Origin of the sequence: Rhizobium sp. NPDC092011 (assembly GCF_044756305.1) — a bacterium.
GTDB lineage: Bacteria > Pseudomonadota > Alphaproteobacteria > Rhizobiales > Rhizobiaceae > Rhizobium.
On the sequence record NZ_JBIVSO010000010.1, the window covers coordinates 231692 to 248737 of the forward strand.

A 17046-nucleotide genomic window follows, 5' to 3' on the forward strand; every position below is an offset into this window, starting at 1 on the left:
ACACACGTCCTCCGACCGTATCGGCCGCACTTGATGCTGACCGCCGTCAGTCACAGCCCATCGATCGAAAGGGAGGCGGTCCCGGCAGGAATGCCGGGACGGGATTTTGCGCAGCCAATGCTATGTCGGACTTATTTCAGTGTGACGACGCCGGAGGCGACATCGGGGACGGCCGGAATGATGCCGCTCTTGGCATACCATTCGGCCACCTTGCCGATCTGTTCCGCATCCGCCTTCGAGACCGCCGTCGTCGGAACGGCGTTGTTCTCGCCGATCTTCTGGGCGAGATCGGCCGGAACGTTCATTTCCTTGACCCAGATGGCGCCTGCTTCGCTCTTGTGGGCGACGGCCCAGGCATTTTCCGACTTGATGACGTCGAAGACGAGCTGAAGCTGGTCAGACTTGGATTGGGCGAATGCCTTGCTTGCGACCAGGACGACCGCGTTGTCCGAGCGAATGGCGTCGCCATCGGCGACGACCTTGCCGTCATAGGCCTTCTCGGCGATCGTCAGGAACGGGTCCCAGGTGGCCCAGGCATCGACATGGCCCTGGGTGAAGCTCGGGCCGCTGTCGCTCGGGCTTAGATAGACGCGCTCCACGCTTTTCGGATTGACGCCGTTGGTCGCCAGACCCTGCATGAGCAGATATTCGCCCGTGCCGCCGCGATTGACAGCAACTTTCTTGCCGGCAAGGTCCTTGATCGAAGCGATTTTGGAATCCTTCTTGACGACGATGCCTTCCGAGCCCGCGGCCATCTTTTGGTAGGCGAAGACGACCAACGGCACCTTGGCGGCAAGCGCTGCGATTGCAGATGTCGAGCTGCCGGCGGTGATGTCTATGCTGCCGGCATTAAGGGCTTCGAAGGCCGGAGCCGCCGCCGGGAAAGGGCCGGCCCACTCCACCTTGATGCCCTTTTCGCCAAGCGCCTTTTCGAGCGTACCGCGCGACTTGGCAAGCGTAATGTCGTTTGGGCCTCTCAACCAGCCGATACGGACGACCTGGTCCGCGGCCTGGGCGGTGGGGGCAAGGGTGGCGATGGCCGCCGTTGCTGCCATCGCGATGATAAATTGGCGCTTGGTGATCATTCTGATGTTCCGATCTGCCGAAATGGCGTGCTGAGAAGCGATAAAGTCAGGCATGCGAGGGTTCGACGCCGAGCTCGGTCAAAAGCTCGGCTTCGAGGCGGCTTGCTTCCGGACCGCTGCGGCGGCGAGGGTGATCGAGGTTGACGGGTATTTCCCGGGTGAAGCGGCCATTGTCGAGCACGAGGATGCGATCGGCGAGCATGATAGCCTCGCCGATGTCGTGGGTGACCAGGAGGACTGCGGGCCGATGCTTTTGCCAGAGATCGAAGACCAACCCATGCATGCGCAAACGCGTCAATGCGTCCAGGGCTGCAAATGGCTCGTCGAGCAGCAGGAGCTCGGGCTCGCGAACAAGTGCGCGGGCAAGGGCGGCGCGCTGCGCCTCTCCTCCGGAAAGGGTGAGCGGCCATGCATTCTGCCGGTGCGACAGGCCGACGTCCTCAAGCGTCTGCTCTGCAACGGTGCGCGCATCCTGCCGCTTGACGCCCAGCGTGACATTGTCGATCACGGTTTTCCACGGCATCAGCCGGGGCTCTTGAAACACCACGGAGCGGCGTTGAGGAAGCTGCAAGTGCCGGGCTGGCGCGGCATCAAGGCCGGCAAGCACGCGCAGCAAGGTGGATTTGCCGGAGCCGCTGCGGCCGAGCAGGGCGACGAATTCGCCCTTTGCGATCGTCAGATCGATGTTATTGAGGATGGCCGGGCCGCCGAAGGAGCGCGTGAGACCACGAATATCGACCAGGGGTGTCATGTGATCGCCTCCGGGCGCCAGCGCAGCGCATAGGCTTCGATCAGTCGTACGAGAGCGTCTGTCAACAGTCCCATGAGGGCATAGACCATGAGGCAGACGACGATGACATCCGTCTGCAGGAAGTCGCGCGCATAGGTGATGATGTAGCCGATGCCGCTCGACGCATTGATCTGTTCTCCGACCACAAGACTGAGCCAGGCAACGCTGAGGCCATATCGAACACCAACCAGAAGAGACGGCAACGCGCCGGGGATGATGATGTGGCGGATGATGCCCGATGTATTGAGGCCGAGTGTCCGGCCGGCTTCGATGAGTTTTCGGTCAATCCCGCGAATGCCGCCATGCAGGGTCAGATAGATCGGGAAAACCGAACCAAATGCGACAAGGCCGATCTTCGGCGCTTCACCGATCCCGAACCACAGGATGAAGAGCGGCAAGAGGCCGAGAAAGGGCATGGCTTTCAGCATCTGAAGCGGTGGATCGATGGCGGATTCGCCGAGACGGGACAGGCCGGCGGCAAGTGCCAGCGTCACGCCGACGACGAAGGCGATCGAGAAGCCGAGCAGCACCCGCAGGAACGAGACCGCCAGGCCGGTGACAAGCTCGCCTGACGTGATCAACCGCCCTGCCGCCCCGAGGATTTCACCGGGGGAGGCAAGCGTTCGCGGCGACAAGAACCCCGTCATGCTGGCGATCTGCCAGATCAGGATGATCGCGACCGGCGAAACGAGGCGTGTTGCCCATCGCGCTGCTTTCCGACCAGACTTCCCGGGCGGCAGGGAATTGCCGTCTGGGCGGGGGATGTCTCGACTTATGGTCGAAATTTCAGCCATGTGCGGGTTTTCCACCAAGATCCCGATCGAACAGGGTCGACCAGGTGAAATGCTTGCGTTCCGGTGCGGAACGTTCGACGGGCAGTCGCGGCAGAACGAGTTCGCCGAAACGATAGGCCTCCTCGAGAAGCGGCATGCCGGAAAGGATGAACGTATCGACGCCAACCTTCTGATAGGCCTCAAGCGTTCGGATCACCGTATCCGGCGAGCCGACGATCGCCGTACCCGGACCGGGCCGCACAAGGCCGATCCCCGCCCATAGATTGGGAGAGATTTCCAGGTCGCGCAGATTGTCCGGCTTGATGCCGCCATGCATGGCGCTCATCCGCTGCTGGCCGACGGAATCCGTGTTGGACACAAACCGCTGATTGGCCGCAATCGCGGCGTCGTCCATTTGGTCGTAGAGATCCGCGGCCGCCTCCCAGGCTTTCTCATCCGTCTGACGGACGATGACGTAGAGCCGGATACCGTAGTTGAGGGAGCGGCCGTGAGCCTCGGCGCGAAGCTTCACCTTGGCAACCTTGTCGCCCATCTGCTCCGGGGTTTCGCCCCAGGAAAGGTAGGTTTCGACATGCTTGGCGGCAACCTCGATCGCGCTGTCGGACGAGCCGCCGAACCAGAGCGGCGGCGGCTTGATGGCCGATCCGGCCGGAAGGGCGAGCTTTGCTCCTTCCGTCTGAAAATACTTGCCCTTGTGGGTAACGCTCTCGCCGGCCATCAGCCGATGCCAGATGGTCAGATATTCGTCCGCCATGACATAGCGCTCGTCATGCGGCAGCATCATGCCGTAGGCGCCAAGCATCTTGGCGTCGCCAGAGACGACGTTCAGCATCAGCCGGCCGTTCGAGAATTCCTGGAAGGTCGCCGCCATCTTGGCGAGCAGCGTCGGTGCGATGAGGCCCGGATGGAAGGCGATGAGAAACTTCATCCGTTCCGTATAGGGAAGGAGCGCACCGGCGAGCGGCCAGACGTCGTGAGCGCCGGTCGCAAACAATGCGCCGGTGAAGCCGAGATGGTCATAGGCCTGGGCCAGCTGCTTGTAATAGCCGTAGTCGATGGTGCGCGACCCTTCGGCTTTCCACGGATAGGCGCCATCGGGTGCGCACATGTACCAGAGTACGTTCATGTCAGATCTCTTTGTCGCTTGTCGTCTGAATTGTCAGCTTGGTCGGCAGGTCGCCATGTTTGAAAAGCGTATCGGCTTCTGCCTGTTGCTCACGAAGAACTGCGGAATCGACGGCGGCGACCCGCCAGTTTCGGCCTGAAACGACGCGTGTCCATGCCCTCCGTTCGGCCTCGTCTCCGTCCTTCGAAAGCAGCAAAGCCGCCTTTTCGGGGTCGGCTGCGATTTCATTGCCGAGACGCTCGAGCTCGCCGGAAAAATCAGCCGCTGCGGCACTCGAAATGCCGCGTTCGTCAATGGTCCAGAATAGGGAACGGTTTGGGATAAGGTCGCCGCAATGCGCGAGCACGCGAAACTCGCCACTGGGCAGCGACTGCTCGAGATGGGGCGCCATGGCGACCCAGGCGGCAACCGTACCGTCTTTCAGCGCGTCGCGGGATGGAACCGGCGCCATGTCCCGACGCTGGATGTCGGTGAGCGACAGGCCGGCCTCTTCCAGTCGTTTGGCAAGGAAATAGGTCAGAAAGGAACCATCGACGAGGGCAACCGCTTTGTCCTTGAGGTCGGCAACGGTTTCGATGCCGCCGGCCTTCCATACCAGAATTGCGCCGTTGGCCGGGCGGGGTGCGGATGCTGCTATATAGGAAACGGACAGCCCGGAGGCCGCGGCGAGGATAGGGGGAGTGGACCCCGTCCCACCGATGTCGAATTCGCCGCGCACCAGCTTTTCTGCCGTATCGCGTCCCTCGGGATAAGCAATAAACTCCGGATTCATCGACGCAAAGGCGCCAGGCCAGAGCGCCGCCAGATGCAAGTGCAGATTGTTCGGATGGTGGCCAATCCTGAAAGCCAAGATATTTACCTCATTGCCATTGTTATATAAATTTATATAATGAATGGGGAATTGATGACGAGAAACTCAGCGTTTAAAATTCCGCAAGAAAGAGAAAACTATTCTCATCGAGCGTAAGGTTCGAAATCGATGATAAAGACTCTAGATGACAAATTTCGCTTGCGTCGAGCACATGAGCCGAAGGTCAAATGCCGCGCCATCGGTGCAGCCTCTGATTTCATGAAAGCTATGTCAAACCCGGTACGGTTGGCAATCCTCTGCGTGCTCATGGAGGGTGCAAGGACGGTCGGCGAGCTTGAGGACGTTCTCGATGTCCATCAGCCGACATTGTCGCAGCAGATCGGAGAATTGCGTGACGCCGGCATCATTTTCGGGACGCGCCGCTCGAAGGCGGTCGTCTATCGCCTGGCGGATCCAAGGGCCGGCCAGATCATTGCACATCTGCGGTTGCTGTTTGCAGATTCCGAGGCGTCGGCCATATGGCGCGGCGCCCAGCTCGAAGCCGGCAACGCGATGGAAATGACGTAGGCGGCGGCGTATTCCAGGGGACTCCGCCTCCCTTCTGGCGAAGCCATGAGCTGAGCAAGCCTCACAGCGATGGCCACCTTCTTGCTGGAATGCTGCCTCGTGATCGTTGACGGGCGGTCAATCTGCCCTTGTTGCCTCGGCGATCGCCTTTGCCAGACCCTCCGGATTTTCCGTTGCCATGGAATGACCGGCATTTGCGACGATGCGTACCGGGATGCCCAAGGATGACAGGCGCTGAACATCAGGATCCGGTAGGCTGCGCTCGCCGAAGATAAAGGTTTTCCGAGACGGGTGCTTCAAGAACCGAGAACGCCAGTCAGGCGAGCCGCCTTCTACCAGCGATTTTGCGCTTCGATGAACCCCGAGAGCCGATGAGGCTCGCATCATGGCTGCCCATTCCCGATTTCCAGCCTCGTCCGCCTGAGTAAGGTACGCCTTGTGGCCGCCGCTGACATAGTCGGCCTCTTCGAAAGCCGCAATCGCCCGACTGAACGTCCCACCGCCGCTATCGAGATTGGCCTCCGACAGAACGAGATGAGCGACCTTGTCTCCGAGTAGATCCGCCGTTTCGATGGCAACGGATCCGCCCATGCTGTGTCCGTAGATATCTATTCGCTGAAGGTTTTGTGCCTCGATGAAGCTGTGAACCTGCAAAGCGTGGTCATGGATGCGATAGCTGAAATCATCGGGGTGATCACTATAGCCAAAGCCGAGGAGATCGAGAAGGATAAGCCGTCGCCCGCGCAAAGCGGGTGCGAGCGCCACATGGGGATACTCGAATGATGAAGCGCAGCCGAGGCCATGGATCATCAGAAGGGGAATGCCGTCACCCGTAAACTGGAGATACCGCAAGTGGGTTGCCGACGGTGGAATTGCGAAAGAGTGCATGACAAATGCCCCAATGAACGAAAGGCATGCAAATGCCCAAGAGCGTCGTCAGGAAACGTCCGGGAGAGACATCGGCAACCCATGCTTCGCTGTCAGGCGAGCAGTTTTTCTCCGCTAAGGTGGCGTTCCAGGAAGGGCAAGCTGTCCTGGCCCCAATAGAGTTCTCCCTCGTAGCGAAAGGTGGGAAAGCCGAAGACGCCGGCCGCCTTGGCGATTTCATAATTCGATTCCCACTTTGCCAGAACATCTCTGCTTCCTACGCGGGCCTCGATATCGGCGCCGTCGAAGCCCGCCGCGTCCGCGATGGCTCGGCGTATCTCGCTATTGCCGATGTCTTCGGCGCGCGTCCAGAAGGCTTCCTGCAGGGCCTGGGTCAAGCCGAGCCAATGTTGACCTGCGAGATGTGCTGCAATCACCGCAAGGCCTGCGGACGTCGGATCGGAAAGCGTGCTCCTGTTCTCGAACATCAGCGACCTGCCGCGTAAGGCTGCCCATCGCTTGAGATCCTTTACTCCATATGCTCGCCGTGCGTCGGGTCGATTGCGTGCATAGATCGCTCCATTGTCTTCGATTAGAGGAATGACGTAGGGCTCGATCTGGGCATCGAAACGCGCTGCAAGTGCCTTGAACGGTTCAAGTCCGATATAGGCCCAAGGGCTGCCGATCCCGAAAAAATAGTCGATGGTCTTGGTCACTGCGTGCATACTCCGATAGGGGTAGGTGATGGAACGGCGATGTCTAATGCCAAAAGAGGGTAGGCGATGATGCCGGGACGGCGGCCTGAAATCATGGTTGCCGACGCATCCTGAAAGAGCTCGACAAGATCTGCGGATCGCAATCCAGAAATGTCTTGGGGCTGTTTCGCCGAGGCGTCGGTATAGGCGGTGATGGTGAACTTGGTCGCTTTGTCCGAGCCTTCTCTGCTGTGTCGAATTCGTCCTCAGGCTAGGCAAGGGATCAGTGATCGGGAAGGGCTATTATTCTAGCTTTCTATGGAATTTATAGAATAATTTGATCCGCATCCAATCGGGACAACTGGTGACAATTGCAAGGCGGCGATCGGGATCACCATAAGAATGGCCGCTCCCGCCGCCAAGCCCAAGGATGCGATCGCCAGATCATCCTATGCGATCATCGTTAGCTGGATTTTTCCGCATGACTGGAACCAAATGACCGATCAGACGGTTTAGCTGTAACTTTGATCCGACGCCGATATCCCTGGCCGGTTGGGTAAGCGGCAATTTTAAGGAGTGACCATTATGACCATTTCCGCTGGTTTTCGTTCCGTTGCATTCGCCGCCATCGCAGCCGCAGGAGTTGGCCTTGCCGGCGTTGCGCATGCCGATAGCGGCACGATCCGCTTTTCCGTCTATAAGGCAGCCTTCTTCATCGGTGGATCGGGTGGCGAAGGCACGCTGACATTCCACGGTCGCCACTATCCCGTCTCGATCGGCGGTATCTCGGGCGGCCTCGCCTTCGGGGCTTCCAAGACCTACTTCCAAGGCACCGTGCGCCATATCCGCCGTGCACAGGATGTGACGGGCGTCTATGGCGCAGCTGGCGGCGGTGGTGCGGTCGGCAAAGGGGCTCAGATGATCGTCATGACCAATGAAAAAGGCGCCCAGCTCGAGCTCTCGGGCAAGCAGGTCGGCCTGCAGGTCAACGCTGATATCAGCGGTATGAGCATCACCGTGAAATAGGAGCTGCGGCTCGGCGTCGATCGCTGCCGGTCGAAGCGGCTCGTCAATAGTTCCAACAGTGTGGCGGAGCGGCGTGAGCTACTCCGCCACAAGCGGTATTTATGAGCGGTTCAGTCTTAGGATTCGAGCCCTGACATGTCCTTCTCGGAACGCCAAAGCTTTCCGCATCGTCTGCAGCGACGAGCCACAGGCATGCGTGCCGCAAGGCGGGTTCTCACCCTTCTCTGATTGCCGCTGACCTCAGGCGATGCGCGCCTGGGTCTGCGGATCGAAGAACACGGCCTTGTCGAGATTGAATGCCAGCCGTGCGTGCTGGCCTGCATGGATGCGGGCATCGGCACGCAAGCGGGCGACGACTTCCTTGCCGCCGAGCTTGATGACGGCGAAGGTGTCGGAACCAGCCGGTTCGACCACCTCGATCAGGCAATCATTCTCGGCGACGGTGCGGGCATTGCGGTCGGCGCCGTCAGGATCGGTCAGCGCTTCCGGGCGAATGCCGAAGACCACCGGACGGCCGGCATGGGCTTCGAGCTGCTCACGACCGGGGGCGATTGGCAGCCTGATCGGCTCGCCGTCGGGCCGTTCCAGCGACACGGACAGCCCGCTGTCAGCCTTCTCGATCGTGCCGGACAACAGGTTCATGGCCGGCGAGCCCATGAAGTCGGCGACGAACATGTTGGCCGGATTGTTGTAGATCTCGGCCGGCGAGCCGAACTGCTGCAGCAGGCCGTCCTTGAGAACCGCGATTTTCGTGGCCAGCGTCATCGCCTCGATCTGATCATGCGTCACATAGACGATCGTCGTCTTCATGCGCTCATGCAGCCGCTTGATCTCGGTGCGCATGTCAACGCGCAGTTTGGCATCGAGATTGGATAGCGGCTCGTCGAACAGGAACAGCTTGGGATCGCGGACCAGCGCCCGGCCCATCGCGACGCGCTGGCGCTGGCCGCCCGACAGCTGGCTCGGCTTGCGATCCAGAAGATGGCTGATCTGCAGCACCTTGGCCACCTCGTCGATTGCCTTCTTGCGCTCATCAGTCGGTACGCCGCGCATTTCCATGCCGAAGGCGATATTGCCGGCAACCGTCATGTTCGGATAGAGCGCATAGCTCTGGAACACCATGGCAATATCGCGCTTGGACGGATGCAACTCGCCGATCGAGCGGCCGTCGACGCGAATGTCGCCTTCGCTGATCGCCTCAAGCCCCGCAATGGTGTTGAGCAGGGTGGACTTGCCGCAACCCGACGGGCCGACCAGCACGAGAAAGCCGCCCTTCTCCATTTCGAGATCGATACCCTTGAGGATATCGACGGCGCCATAACGCTTCTTCAGTCCGGAAATTTCTAGAAAAGCCATGGCGATTATCCTTTGACGGCGCCCGCCATCAGACCGCGCACGAAGTAGCGGCCGGCGAGAATATAAACGAGAAGAGTTGGAAGGCCGGCGATCATCGCGGCAGCCATGTTGACATTGTACTCGACAGTGCCGCCTGACGTATTGACGATGTTGTTGACCGCCATGGTGATCGGGCTGCTGTCGCCGGGCGCATAGGTTGAGGCAAAGAGGAAGTCGTTCCAGATATTGGTGAACTGGAAGATGACCGTGACCACGATGATCGGCACCGAATTGGGCAGCAGGATCCGGCGGAAGATCTGGAAGAAGCCGGCCCCATCCACCATCGCAGCCTTGATGAGCTCGTTCGGGAACGCCTCGTAATAGTTGCGGAAGAACAGAGTGGTGAAGCCCAGACCGTAGATCACATGCACGACCACAAGCTTCAACGTCGACGAGCCGATGCCAAGCGAGGTGCCGATGGTCGACTGCAGATAGTTCGCCGCCACGTTGAACTTGCCGAGCAGTGCTGCCATGGGCAAGAGCACGGACTGGAAGGGAATGAAGCAGGCAAACAGCATCAGCGCGAAGACGAGTGTATGGCCGCGGAAGCGCCATTTCGTCAACACGTAGCCATTGAGCGCGCCAAGAATGGTCGAGATCGCCACGGCCGGCACGACCATATAAACGGAGGCCCAGAAATGCCCGGCCACCCCCGAAAGGCAGTTGTTGAGGGCATCGCATCCACCGCTCCAGGCCCGGATCCAGGGCGTGATCGTCGGCGCGCTCGGCAGGGAGAGCATATTGCCGTCCTGGATCTCGCTCATCGTCTTGAACGAGGTCACCAGCATCACCCACAGCGGCAGGAGATAGAGAAGAGCGAAAATGGCAAGCAGGCCATAAATGATGAGGCGTCCGCTGCGATTGCCGCCGGCGGGCCTGACCATATCCCGTGTGGCGGCACTCATCGGGCCTTCTCCCTCAGTTCGGAATAGAGATAGGGGACGATGATGGCGGTGATGGCCATCAGCATGATCACTGCGCTGGCCGAGCCGACATCCATCTGGCTGCGCTTGAAGGAGTAGTCGTTCATGAAGAGCGAGGGGAGCCAGGCCGATCCGCCGGGGCCGCCCGACGTCAGCGCCACCACAAGATCGTAGGATTTGATCGCCATGTGCGTGAGCACGATGAAGGCGGACAGGAAGACCGGCCGCAGGATCGGAATGACGATGCGCCAGTAGATGCGGAAGCCGGAGGCCCCATCGATCTGCGCCGCCTTCAGCATCTCGGAATCGATGCCGCGCAGGCCTGCCAGAAACATGGCCATGACGAAGCCGGAGGTTTGCCAGACACCGGCAATGACGACGGTGTAGATGACGAAATTGGGATCCTTGAGCCAGCCGAAATGAAAGCTGGTCCAGCCGATGCGATGCAGCGTCTGTTCAAGGCCGAGGCTGGGATCGAGGAACCATTTCCAGGCGACACCCGTGACGATCATCGAAAGCGCCATCGGATAGAGATAGACGGTGCGCAGGAAGCCTTCGGCGCGGATCTTCTGGTCGAGCAGGATGGCCAGAAGCAGCCCCAGCGCCATGCAGATGCCGACGTAGAGCACGCCGTAGATCGCCATGTTGGTGATCGACGTGTACCAGTTGGACGGCGGATTGCTTTCGAAGGTCCAGTTCCAGAGCTTCTGATAGGTGGCCCATCCCACCACACGGGTGCTGGGGAAATCCTTCGAGTTGGTGAAGGACAGGAAGATGGTCCACAGGATGAAGCCGTAGACGAAGACCACGATCAGCGCAAAGCTGGGGGCGAGCACAATCTTGGGCAGTGCGTCCTGGAGCTTCTCGCGAAACCCGGCGCGGTGCTGCACCACTGGTGCGGTCGTGGGTATGGCCATGGATTTGTCCTGTTCTTGTTGCGGCTTGGTGTCTCAAGACCGACTAAACCTGCGGTAGGTGGCGCTTCATGTTGGCGCATGACGCATCGCAGGTTGCAAGTCGGGCGCGACTGGCGCGCCCGACTGCCGTCATTATTTTGCGTCGTTGATTGCCTTGACGAGCTGGGTCACAGCTTCGTCGGAGGTCTTGATCTGACCGTTGAAGAACTTGTCGACCACGTCGAGATAGGCGTTGGTGACAGCCGGCGGTGCACCATAGCCCTGAGCCAGCGAACCGAAGAGCGTGCCGCTGTCATTGGCCTTCTTCAGGTCGGCGATGCCCTTCTTGCCGCAAATGTCGAAGTCGGTATCAGGAACGTCCGTGCGCGACGGCACCGAGCCCTTGATCACGTTGAAGGCGGATTGCACTTCTTTCGACATGGTGGTCTTTGCCAGCGCTACCTGCGCATCCTTGCGGTCGGCGCCAACGTCGAACATGGCGAACATGTCAGAGTTGTAGGCAACGCTGCCGTCCGTGCCTGGGAAGCGGTAGCACAAGAAGTCGTCGCCCGGCTTCTTCTGGGCGTTGTGGAACTCACCCTTGGCCCAGTCGCCCATCACCTGAACGAGCGCGTCGCCCTTGATAACCATCGCGGTCGTCAGGTTCCAGTCGCGGCCCGAGAAGTTCGGATCGACATAGGCCTTGAGCTTGGCAAGGTTGTCGAAGGACTTCTTCATCGTGTCGGACTTCAGGGCAGCCTCGTCGAGGTCGTTGAAGGCCTTCTTGTAGAATTCCGGTCCGCCGGTGGAAAGCACCACGTCGTCGAACAGGATGGCTTCCTGCCAGTCCTGGCCACCGAGAGCAAGCGGCGTCACGCCGGCCTTCTTGGCCTTGTCGAGCAGAGCGAGGAAATCATCGAAGGTCTTCGGCTCGGTGCCGCCGATCTTGTCCATGACGGCCTTGTTGATCCACACCCAGTTGACCGAGTGGACGTTGACCGGCACGGCGACCCACTTGCCGTCATAGGTCGAGAACTTCTGGAAGGCAGCCGGAACCGCCTTGTCCCAGCCTTCCGACTTGGCAAGATCGGTCAGGTCGCCAAGCTTGCCGCCTTCGGCGTAAACGAGGACGTTGTAGCCCAGCATCTGCGACGACGTCGGGTAATTGCCCGCAGCAACCATCGCCTTCAGCGTCGTCATGGCCGCATTGCCGCCACCGCCGGCCACAGGAACGTCCTTCCAGCTGTAACCCTGCTTGGCCAGCGCGTCCTTGATGACCTTCAGCGCAGCAGCCTCACCGCCAGACGTCCACCAGTGCAGCATCTGCACTTCCTTTACATCCGCAGCGCGAGCCGCCCCAGCCGTCATCCCTGACAGCGCCAAAGCGACCATCGCCACGCTCGTCATAAACTTACGCATCTAAAACCCTCCCGGTTTCGCAACTCGTCCAAGCGAAGGCCTTCCTCCGCCTTTAAAACCTCCACCACCGAGCGGAGGCTATTCTGCTGTCGGCTCATTTGCCGCAAAGCATTTAAAACGTTATAAACAACCTCAAGTCAAGATGTCGACCATGATTTGAATATTGATTATAAGCTATTGAATAATATTCGGTTTTGTTGAATTCATTGCAACTTTTTCAGTCAATTTTTTCCAAAATCAGCTCCGCAAACGTTTTCAACAACACATTTGCACTTGGCTGTGAAACAGCGTACAAGGCGATCACTCCGAGGCAGGCTGGGTATTCCCTTGAAAGACAATTCCGGAAAATCCGCGTTCCTTGCAAAGACCGGGCGCAGAAGCGCCAAGCCGACGTTGCGCACCATTTCCGAAATGACGGGGTTTGCTGTTACGACCGTGTCCCGGGCCTTGAGCAATGCACCTCAGATTTCGATCGAGACGCGCGAGCGCGTCCACGCCGTTGCCGCGCAAATCGGCTATCTGCCCGATCGAGCCGCACAGCGCTTGAAGACAGGCAAGACCAATGTCATCGGCATCCTGCTTGATCCCCATGAGGAAATTCTAGGCTACGGTATTTCCATCATGCACGGTCTTGCCAAGGCTCTGCGGAACACGGCTTACCACCTTATCGTGACGCCGAATTTCATCAACGGAAGCAATGTCGAAGCGGTGAATTATCTGGTGCGTAACGGGATGGTCGACGGATTGCTTTTCTCGCGAACGGAACCCTTCGATCCTCGCGTTCGCCTTCTGCTTGAAAGCGGGTTTCCGTTCGTCACGCATGGACGAACGGAATTCACGCTCGATCATCCTTTCGTGGACTACGATAATTTCAGCTTTGCCTATGAGGCGACGAAGCGGTTGGTCGAACGCGGCCGGCGCAAGCCGATGATCATCCTGCCGCCGAGACGGCTAACCTTTTCGCAGCATCTGCTGCATGGCTTCATGACGGCCGTGCGCGAAGCGGGCGTCGATTACGAAATTCCCGAGGAAATCGATCTCGACTGTCCGGTGGAGCAGATTCGCGAATATATGAGCCGTCGCGCGTCGCAGCCCGGTTCGCCCGATGGCTTCACCTGTGGCGGCGAGGTCTCGGCGCTGGCGACCATTACTGGCATGGCCGATAACGGGCTTACGCTTGGAGTGGAATATGACGTAGTGGCAAAACGCACCTCGAAGCTCTTGAGCCAGATCCAGCCGAAAGTCGAGACCATCTATGAGGATCTGGTCGATACCGGCGAGCGGATGGGTCATGTTCTGCTTGCCTCCATCGCCGGCGATCAGACGATCGAAAAGCAAGTCTTGCTGAAGCCTGAAATCGGTTTTCCGGTGCTTTCGGCCGTCGACTGAATATCACAGTTCCAATGCAGTCCGGCGGTACTATCGTGGGTATCGCGCAGACGTTTTCAGCTGAGAAATTGTCGAACCTGGTCTAGGGTCTCTCTGGCAACGGCCAAGCGGTCGCCGCCAGGGCTGCAATCATCCTTCGCCTCTCTATTGGAGAAGCTGTGTAGCCGCCCGATAGCGCTCTGCCGCGGCGGGTGTGAAGCGATGCGCCCCCCAGGCACCCGTCGAAAGCGCGATCGGAAACGGGCGTTCCGGCGGGCTCCAGCGCGGAGAAACGCCAAGCACGGGCAGCACCCGAGCCATGATGGATCCGGTCACGGGAACGGCATTCCAGCCGGAGGTGCGGAAACCATAGGTTTCCGGCAATGGTTTGGGTTCATCCAGAATGGTGAGAAACAGATATTTCGGATTGTCGATCGGCGTGATGCTCATGAAAGACGTCATGACCTTTTCTTTGGAGTAGCGCCCGCCGACGACCTTTTCAGCCGTGCCTGTTTTTCCGCCGACGTAGAAGCCCGCAACATTTGCGCCTCTTGCCGAACCGACCTCGGCGTTGAGCCGCATCAAAAAGCGCAGGGTTTCGCCGGTCCTGGCGGTAACGACGTCATTGGCGAGGATGCGCTCTTCAACCGATGAGCCCTTGATGAAGGTCGGTTGGATGAGGCGCCCGCCATTGACCAGCGAGGCGATCGCCATGCTCGCTTGCAGCGGCGTAACCGCCATACCGTGCCCGAACGCCACGGTCACGGTGTTGATGTCTCCCCATCGCGGCGGAAGGATCGGAACGGCACTTTCGGGAAGCTCCGTCGTCAGTCGGTCGAATTGGCCCATCTTCCTCAGAAAATTCTGCTGAGCCTGCTTGCCGACCGTGAGCGCCATGCGCCCCATGGCGATGTTTGAGGAGTGAACGAAGGCTTCCGGCAAGGTTAGCGGCCTTTTCTGTCCGCGAAAGTCCGAGATCGTCGAGCGCCCCAGGCGTAACGGTTGGCTGGCATCGATGACGGAATTCAAATTGAAGGCGCCGGAATCCAGAGCCATTGCAGTCGTCAGCGCCTTGAAGGTCGACCCCATTTCAAACGTCCCGACGGAAAGCCGGTTGATGCGATCCGAGCGCAGCGCGTCGGAGGGTATGTTCGGATTGAAGTCCGGAAGCGAGACGAGGGCGACGACTTCGCCATTCGTCACGTCGAGGATAAGACCGGCTGCTGCAATCGCGGAAAATTTCTCCATGGCCTTGCGCAACTCGTCCTTTAAGACGAACTGCGCGCGCAGATCCATGCTGAGCGCGATGGGCTGCAGGGCGTTTGCATCAAACTTCAGGCCCGTATCCCGAAGGATCTGCAGGCCCTGGCCATCGATCCACTTCTCTATACCCGCGATGCCGACATTATCGGTATTCACCGCTCCAAGCACATGCGATGCCAGATCCCCGTTCGGATAGAGCCGTTGCGTCTCCTCGCGGAAGCCGACGCTGGGTATTCCGAGATTCCAAACTTGGTTTTTCGCCGCAAGCGGGATCTTGCGCTTGACCCAGACGAAGCCTCGATCCGTGTCGAACCGGCGATAGAGTTCTGCCGGGCTGAGATCCGGAAACACTGATGTCAGCCCCTCGACGGCCTCGTTGATATCAACCAGCCGGCGTGGCTCGGCATAGATTGATGCCACCGGGACGTCCATCGCCAGCACAGTGCCGTTGCGATCGACAATATTAGGCCTTGCCACCGATGGCGGTATCAGCGCCGCCCCGGATGGCGGTGGAGTATGTAGCCCAAAATGCACAAGTCTGGCGCCGATGATCGTGTAGAACAGGATGAACAAGCCCGTTAGAAACACGATCCTCATTCTCAGCGCCGGAGGAGACGGCCGGCGCTGTCGCTTGCGAAGCGGGGGAAGTGGCATTTTTTTCATGTAGAAGCGCATCGTCATGGCGTGCCCCATGAATGGAGGGCAACGACTGGGCCGATATGGGCGTGAAACGATGCGGATAGGCGCTGACCGTCAAACGGACGCGCCCCGCCGAATGCGTGGGAATGCGTTTCCATGATTTCCTACCGAAGGTGTTGAGAGATGAGTTCGGTGGGGAATCAAAGACGGGGCGGTCGCTCGAACGCAGCTGCGTTGCGATGCGGCGCCTTGGCTTGAAACAACAGCCATTTGGCGGATTTTTCCGCTAGCCTGTCCATGGATGATGTCGCGACCAGCCAGGGAACGTCGTGTGTGTGATCCGCACTTTGATCGCTGTGGTTATGATCGTCGACGGAAGGATCTTCATCCAGCGGCATCGCGGTAAAGCGAGGGTCTGACGCCGCGAGTTGCTCCTGCGAGGAAGCCTCCAGCGCGAGAGCAGGCGCAGTCGGACACAGGGCGAGCGCAACGGCCAGCATCCACGCGCCGATCAACAAACGCACAAACCTGTCAAGACGTTCGACCATGCCGCAAATGGTTAGGCAGGAATGCTTAACGTCTCGTTAACCCTGTTGCAAAAGCCGATGCCGGAAACCTATAGCACCTTCTCCATCAGGATGCTTTGCGACCTGATCGCTTTTCCTACGAAGGGCTTGATTTCTCCAGTCGGGTGGACGCCCGTCTTCATCCAGAACGGCCTTCGCGGGTGCGGGGCGTGCGGCATCCCGCGCAACGATGTTTAGGCCGAGCGAAGTGGCCAGAGATGCCCTCTGACCGACCGCTGCGGACAGGCACTGACGCGCTCGGCCGTGTTGCTGGTATTTAGTAGGCCGAGGGTTTGTTATCCCGCCGCCAGACCTCTCCCGCCGGCGTTCCCGGCACAGGCGGCCGGATACCCTGGATGGCCCACAGGCTGAAGGGCGTCTCGTCGATGTGAATCTCCCATCGCAAGCCACGATCGGCGATATAGGGCGCCAGAAGCTTGCCGATGGCGGCCAGGAACTGTTGCCTGATATCGTCATCGTTGATTTGGCGTGCGATGTGATCGACGGCTATGCGAACGAAGTCGTCCGCCGGTTGCCCGCCGATATAAAAGGAGTTTTTGGCGACGGCCTCGAAAACGACGCCGACATAGAAGGGTGGCAGGTCTCGATAAAGGCCCGTGAGCCGCTCGGCGATCGCCTGTTTGTCGTCGTCGGAAAAGGCGGCCTCAGGGTGATAGATTTTCCAAAGGGGCATGTTCAGTCTCCTGATGAAATGGGAATGCTAGACTAAATGTTCGCCTGGGGACCGGGTGACCCGTCTCACAATATGCAGGTATCGAGGGTTGCGTAAGTTAACCTCGCACAGAGCCTCATGCA

General features: G+C 59.4%; 17 protein-coding genes. 3 read left to right on the forward strand and 14 right to left on the reverse strand.

All coding sequences use genetic code 11. The features are described from left to right. Nucleotides 1–131: 131 nt before the first annotated feature. Genes ACIQJ2_RS29460 through ACIQJ2_RS29480 form a run of 5 tightly spaced genes read right to left on the reverse strand, consistent with a single transcriptional unit; the run spans nt 132 to nt 4645 of the window. Nucleotides 132–1085, reverse strand: coding sequence for an aliphatic sulfonate ABC transporter substrate-binding protein (locus ACIQJ2_RS29460; protein ID WP_400672618.1), 954 nt, complete (start codon nt 1083–1085; stop codon nt 132–134). Between the two features lie 46 nt (nt 1086–1131). Next, nucleotides 1132–1836 carry an ABC transporter ATP-binding protein gene (locus ACIQJ2_RS29465; RefSeq protein WP_400672621.1) on the reverse strand — a complete coding sequence of 235 codons (705 nt, stop codon included), beginning with the start codon at nt 1834–1836 and terminating at the stop codon, nt 1132–1134. Next, nucleotides 1833–2669, reverse strand: coding sequence for an ABC transporter permease (locus ACIQJ2_RS29470; protein ID WP_400672623.1), 837 nt, complete (start codon nt 2667–2669; stop codon nt 1833–1835). Before ACIQJ2_RS29470 ends, ACIQJ2_RS29465 begins: the two co-directional genes overlap by 4 nt. Then, entirely contained in the window at nt 2662–3795 is a 1134-nt protein-coding gene (locus ACIQJ2_RS29475) for an LLM class flavin-dependent oxidoreductase (protein ID WP_400672625.1), read from the reverse strand. Before ACIQJ2_RS29475 ends, ACIQJ2_RS29470 begins: the two co-directional genes overlap by 8 nt. 1 nt (nt 3796) lies before the next feature. Continuing rightward, a complete protein-coding gene (locus ACIQJ2_RS29480; RefSeq protein WP_400672627.1) occupies nt 3797–4645 on the reverse strand; it encodes an ABC transporter substrate-binding protein in 849 nt (282 codons plus the stop codon). A 219-nt stretch (nt 4646–4864) separates the two neighbouring features. On the opposite strand from ACIQJ2_RS29480, the gene ACIQJ2_RS29485 reads away from it, so the two are divergent. Further along, entirely contained in the window at nt 4865–5173 is a 309-nt protein-coding gene (locus tag ACIQJ2_RS29485; protein ID WP_400672630.1) for an ArsR/SmtB family transcription factor, read from the forward strand. 117 nt (nt 5174–5290) lie between these two features. On the opposite strand, the gene ACIQJ2_RS29490 is transcribed toward ACIQJ2_RS29485, so the two are convergent. Beyond that, nucleotides 5291–6061 carry an alpha/beta fold hydrolase gene (locus ACIQJ2_RS29490; protein WP_400672632.1) on the reverse strand — a complete coding sequence of 257 codons (771 nt, stop codon included), beginning with the start codon at nt 6059–6061 and terminating at the stop codon, nt 5291–5293. A gap of 92 nt (nt 6062–6153) precedes the next feature. Continuing rightward, on the reverse strand, nt 6154–6756 hold the full coding sequence (locus ACIQJ2_RS29495) for a 2-hydroxychromene-2-carboxylate isomerase (RefSeq protein WP_400672636.1): 603 nt from the start codon (nt 6754–6756) through the stop codon (nt 6154–6156). Nucleotides 6757–7320: 564 nt separating this feature from the next. Here ACIQJ2_RS29495 and ACIQJ2_RS29500 point away from each other — a divergent pair. Next, nucleotides 7321–7761, forward strand: coding sequence for a hypothetical protein (locus ACIQJ2_RS29500; RefSeq protein ID WP_400672639.1), 441 nt, complete (start codon nt 7321–7323; stop codon nt 7759–7761). Between the two features lie 240 nt (nt 7762–8001). Here the strand turns inward: ACIQJ2_RS29500 and ACIQJ2_RS29505 are convergent, their stop codons facing one another. The 4 genes from ACIQJ2_RS29505 to ACIQJ2_RS29520 form a co-directional block, all read right to left on the reverse strand. After that, nucleotides 8002–9117: an ABC transporter ATP-binding protein gene (locus tag ACIQJ2_RS29505; protein WP_199151706.1), complete on the reverse strand. Its 1116-nt coding sequence runs from the start codon at nt 9115–9117 to the stop codon at nt 8002–8004. Nucleotides 9118–9122: 5 nt separating this feature from the next. Then, entirely contained in the window at nt 9123–10061 is a 939-nt protein-coding gene (locus ACIQJ2_RS29510) for a carbohydrate ABC transporter permease (protein WP_400672642.1), read from the reverse strand. Next, nucleotides 10058–10996, reverse strand: a complete 939-nt coding sequence (locus tag ACIQJ2_RS29515; protein WP_199094215.1) for a carbohydrate ABC transporter permease — start codon at nt 10994–10996, stop codon at nt 10058–10060. The genes ACIQJ2_RS29510 and ACIQJ2_RS29515 overlap by 4 nt, the downstream gene beginning before the upstream one ends. A gap of 132 nt (nt 10997–11128) precedes the next feature. After that, nucleotides 11129–12394, reverse strand: a complete 1266-nt coding sequence (locus ACIQJ2_RS29520; RefSeq protein ID WP_199151353.1) for an ABC transporter substrate-binding protein — start codon at nt 12392–12394, stop codon at nt 11129–11131. A gap of 327 nt (nt 12395–12721) precedes the next feature. Between ACIQJ2_RS29520 and ACIQJ2_RS29525 the strand changes: the two genes are divergently transcribed. Next, a complete protein-coding gene (locus ACIQJ2_RS29525) occupies nt 12722–13783 on the forward strand; it encodes a LacI family transcriptional regulator (RefSeq protein WP_400672646.1) in 1062 nt (353 codons plus the stop codon). Between the two features lie 144 nt (nt 13784–13927). Here ACIQJ2_RS29525 and ACIQJ2_RS29530 read toward each other — a convergent pair whose 3' ends face one another. The 3 genes from ACIQJ2_RS29530 to ACIQJ2_RS29540 all read right to left on the reverse strand — a co-directional run bounded on the left by ACIQJ2_RS29530 (nt 13928) and on the right by ACIQJ2_RS29540 (nt 16924). Then, entirely contained in the window at nt 13928–15622 is a 1695-nt protein-coding gene (locus tag ACIQJ2_RS29530) for a peptidoglycan D,D-transpeptidase FtsI family protein (protein ID WP_400672649.1), read from the reverse strand. 242 nt (nt 15623–15864) lie between these two features. Beyond that, a complete protein-coding gene (locus ACIQJ2_RS29535) occupies nt 15865–16212 on the reverse strand; it encodes a hypothetical protein (RefSeq protein ID WP_400672652.1) in 348 nt (115 codons plus the stop codon). A 295-nt stretch (nt 16213–16507) separates the two neighbouring features. Continuing rightward, nucleotides 16508–16924, reverse strand: a complete 417-nt coding sequence (locus tag ACIQJ2_RS29540; protein ID WP_400672654.1) for a tautomerase family protein — start codon at nt 16922–16924, stop codon at nt 16508–16510. Between the last annotated feature and the right edge of the window lie 122 nt (nt 16925–17046).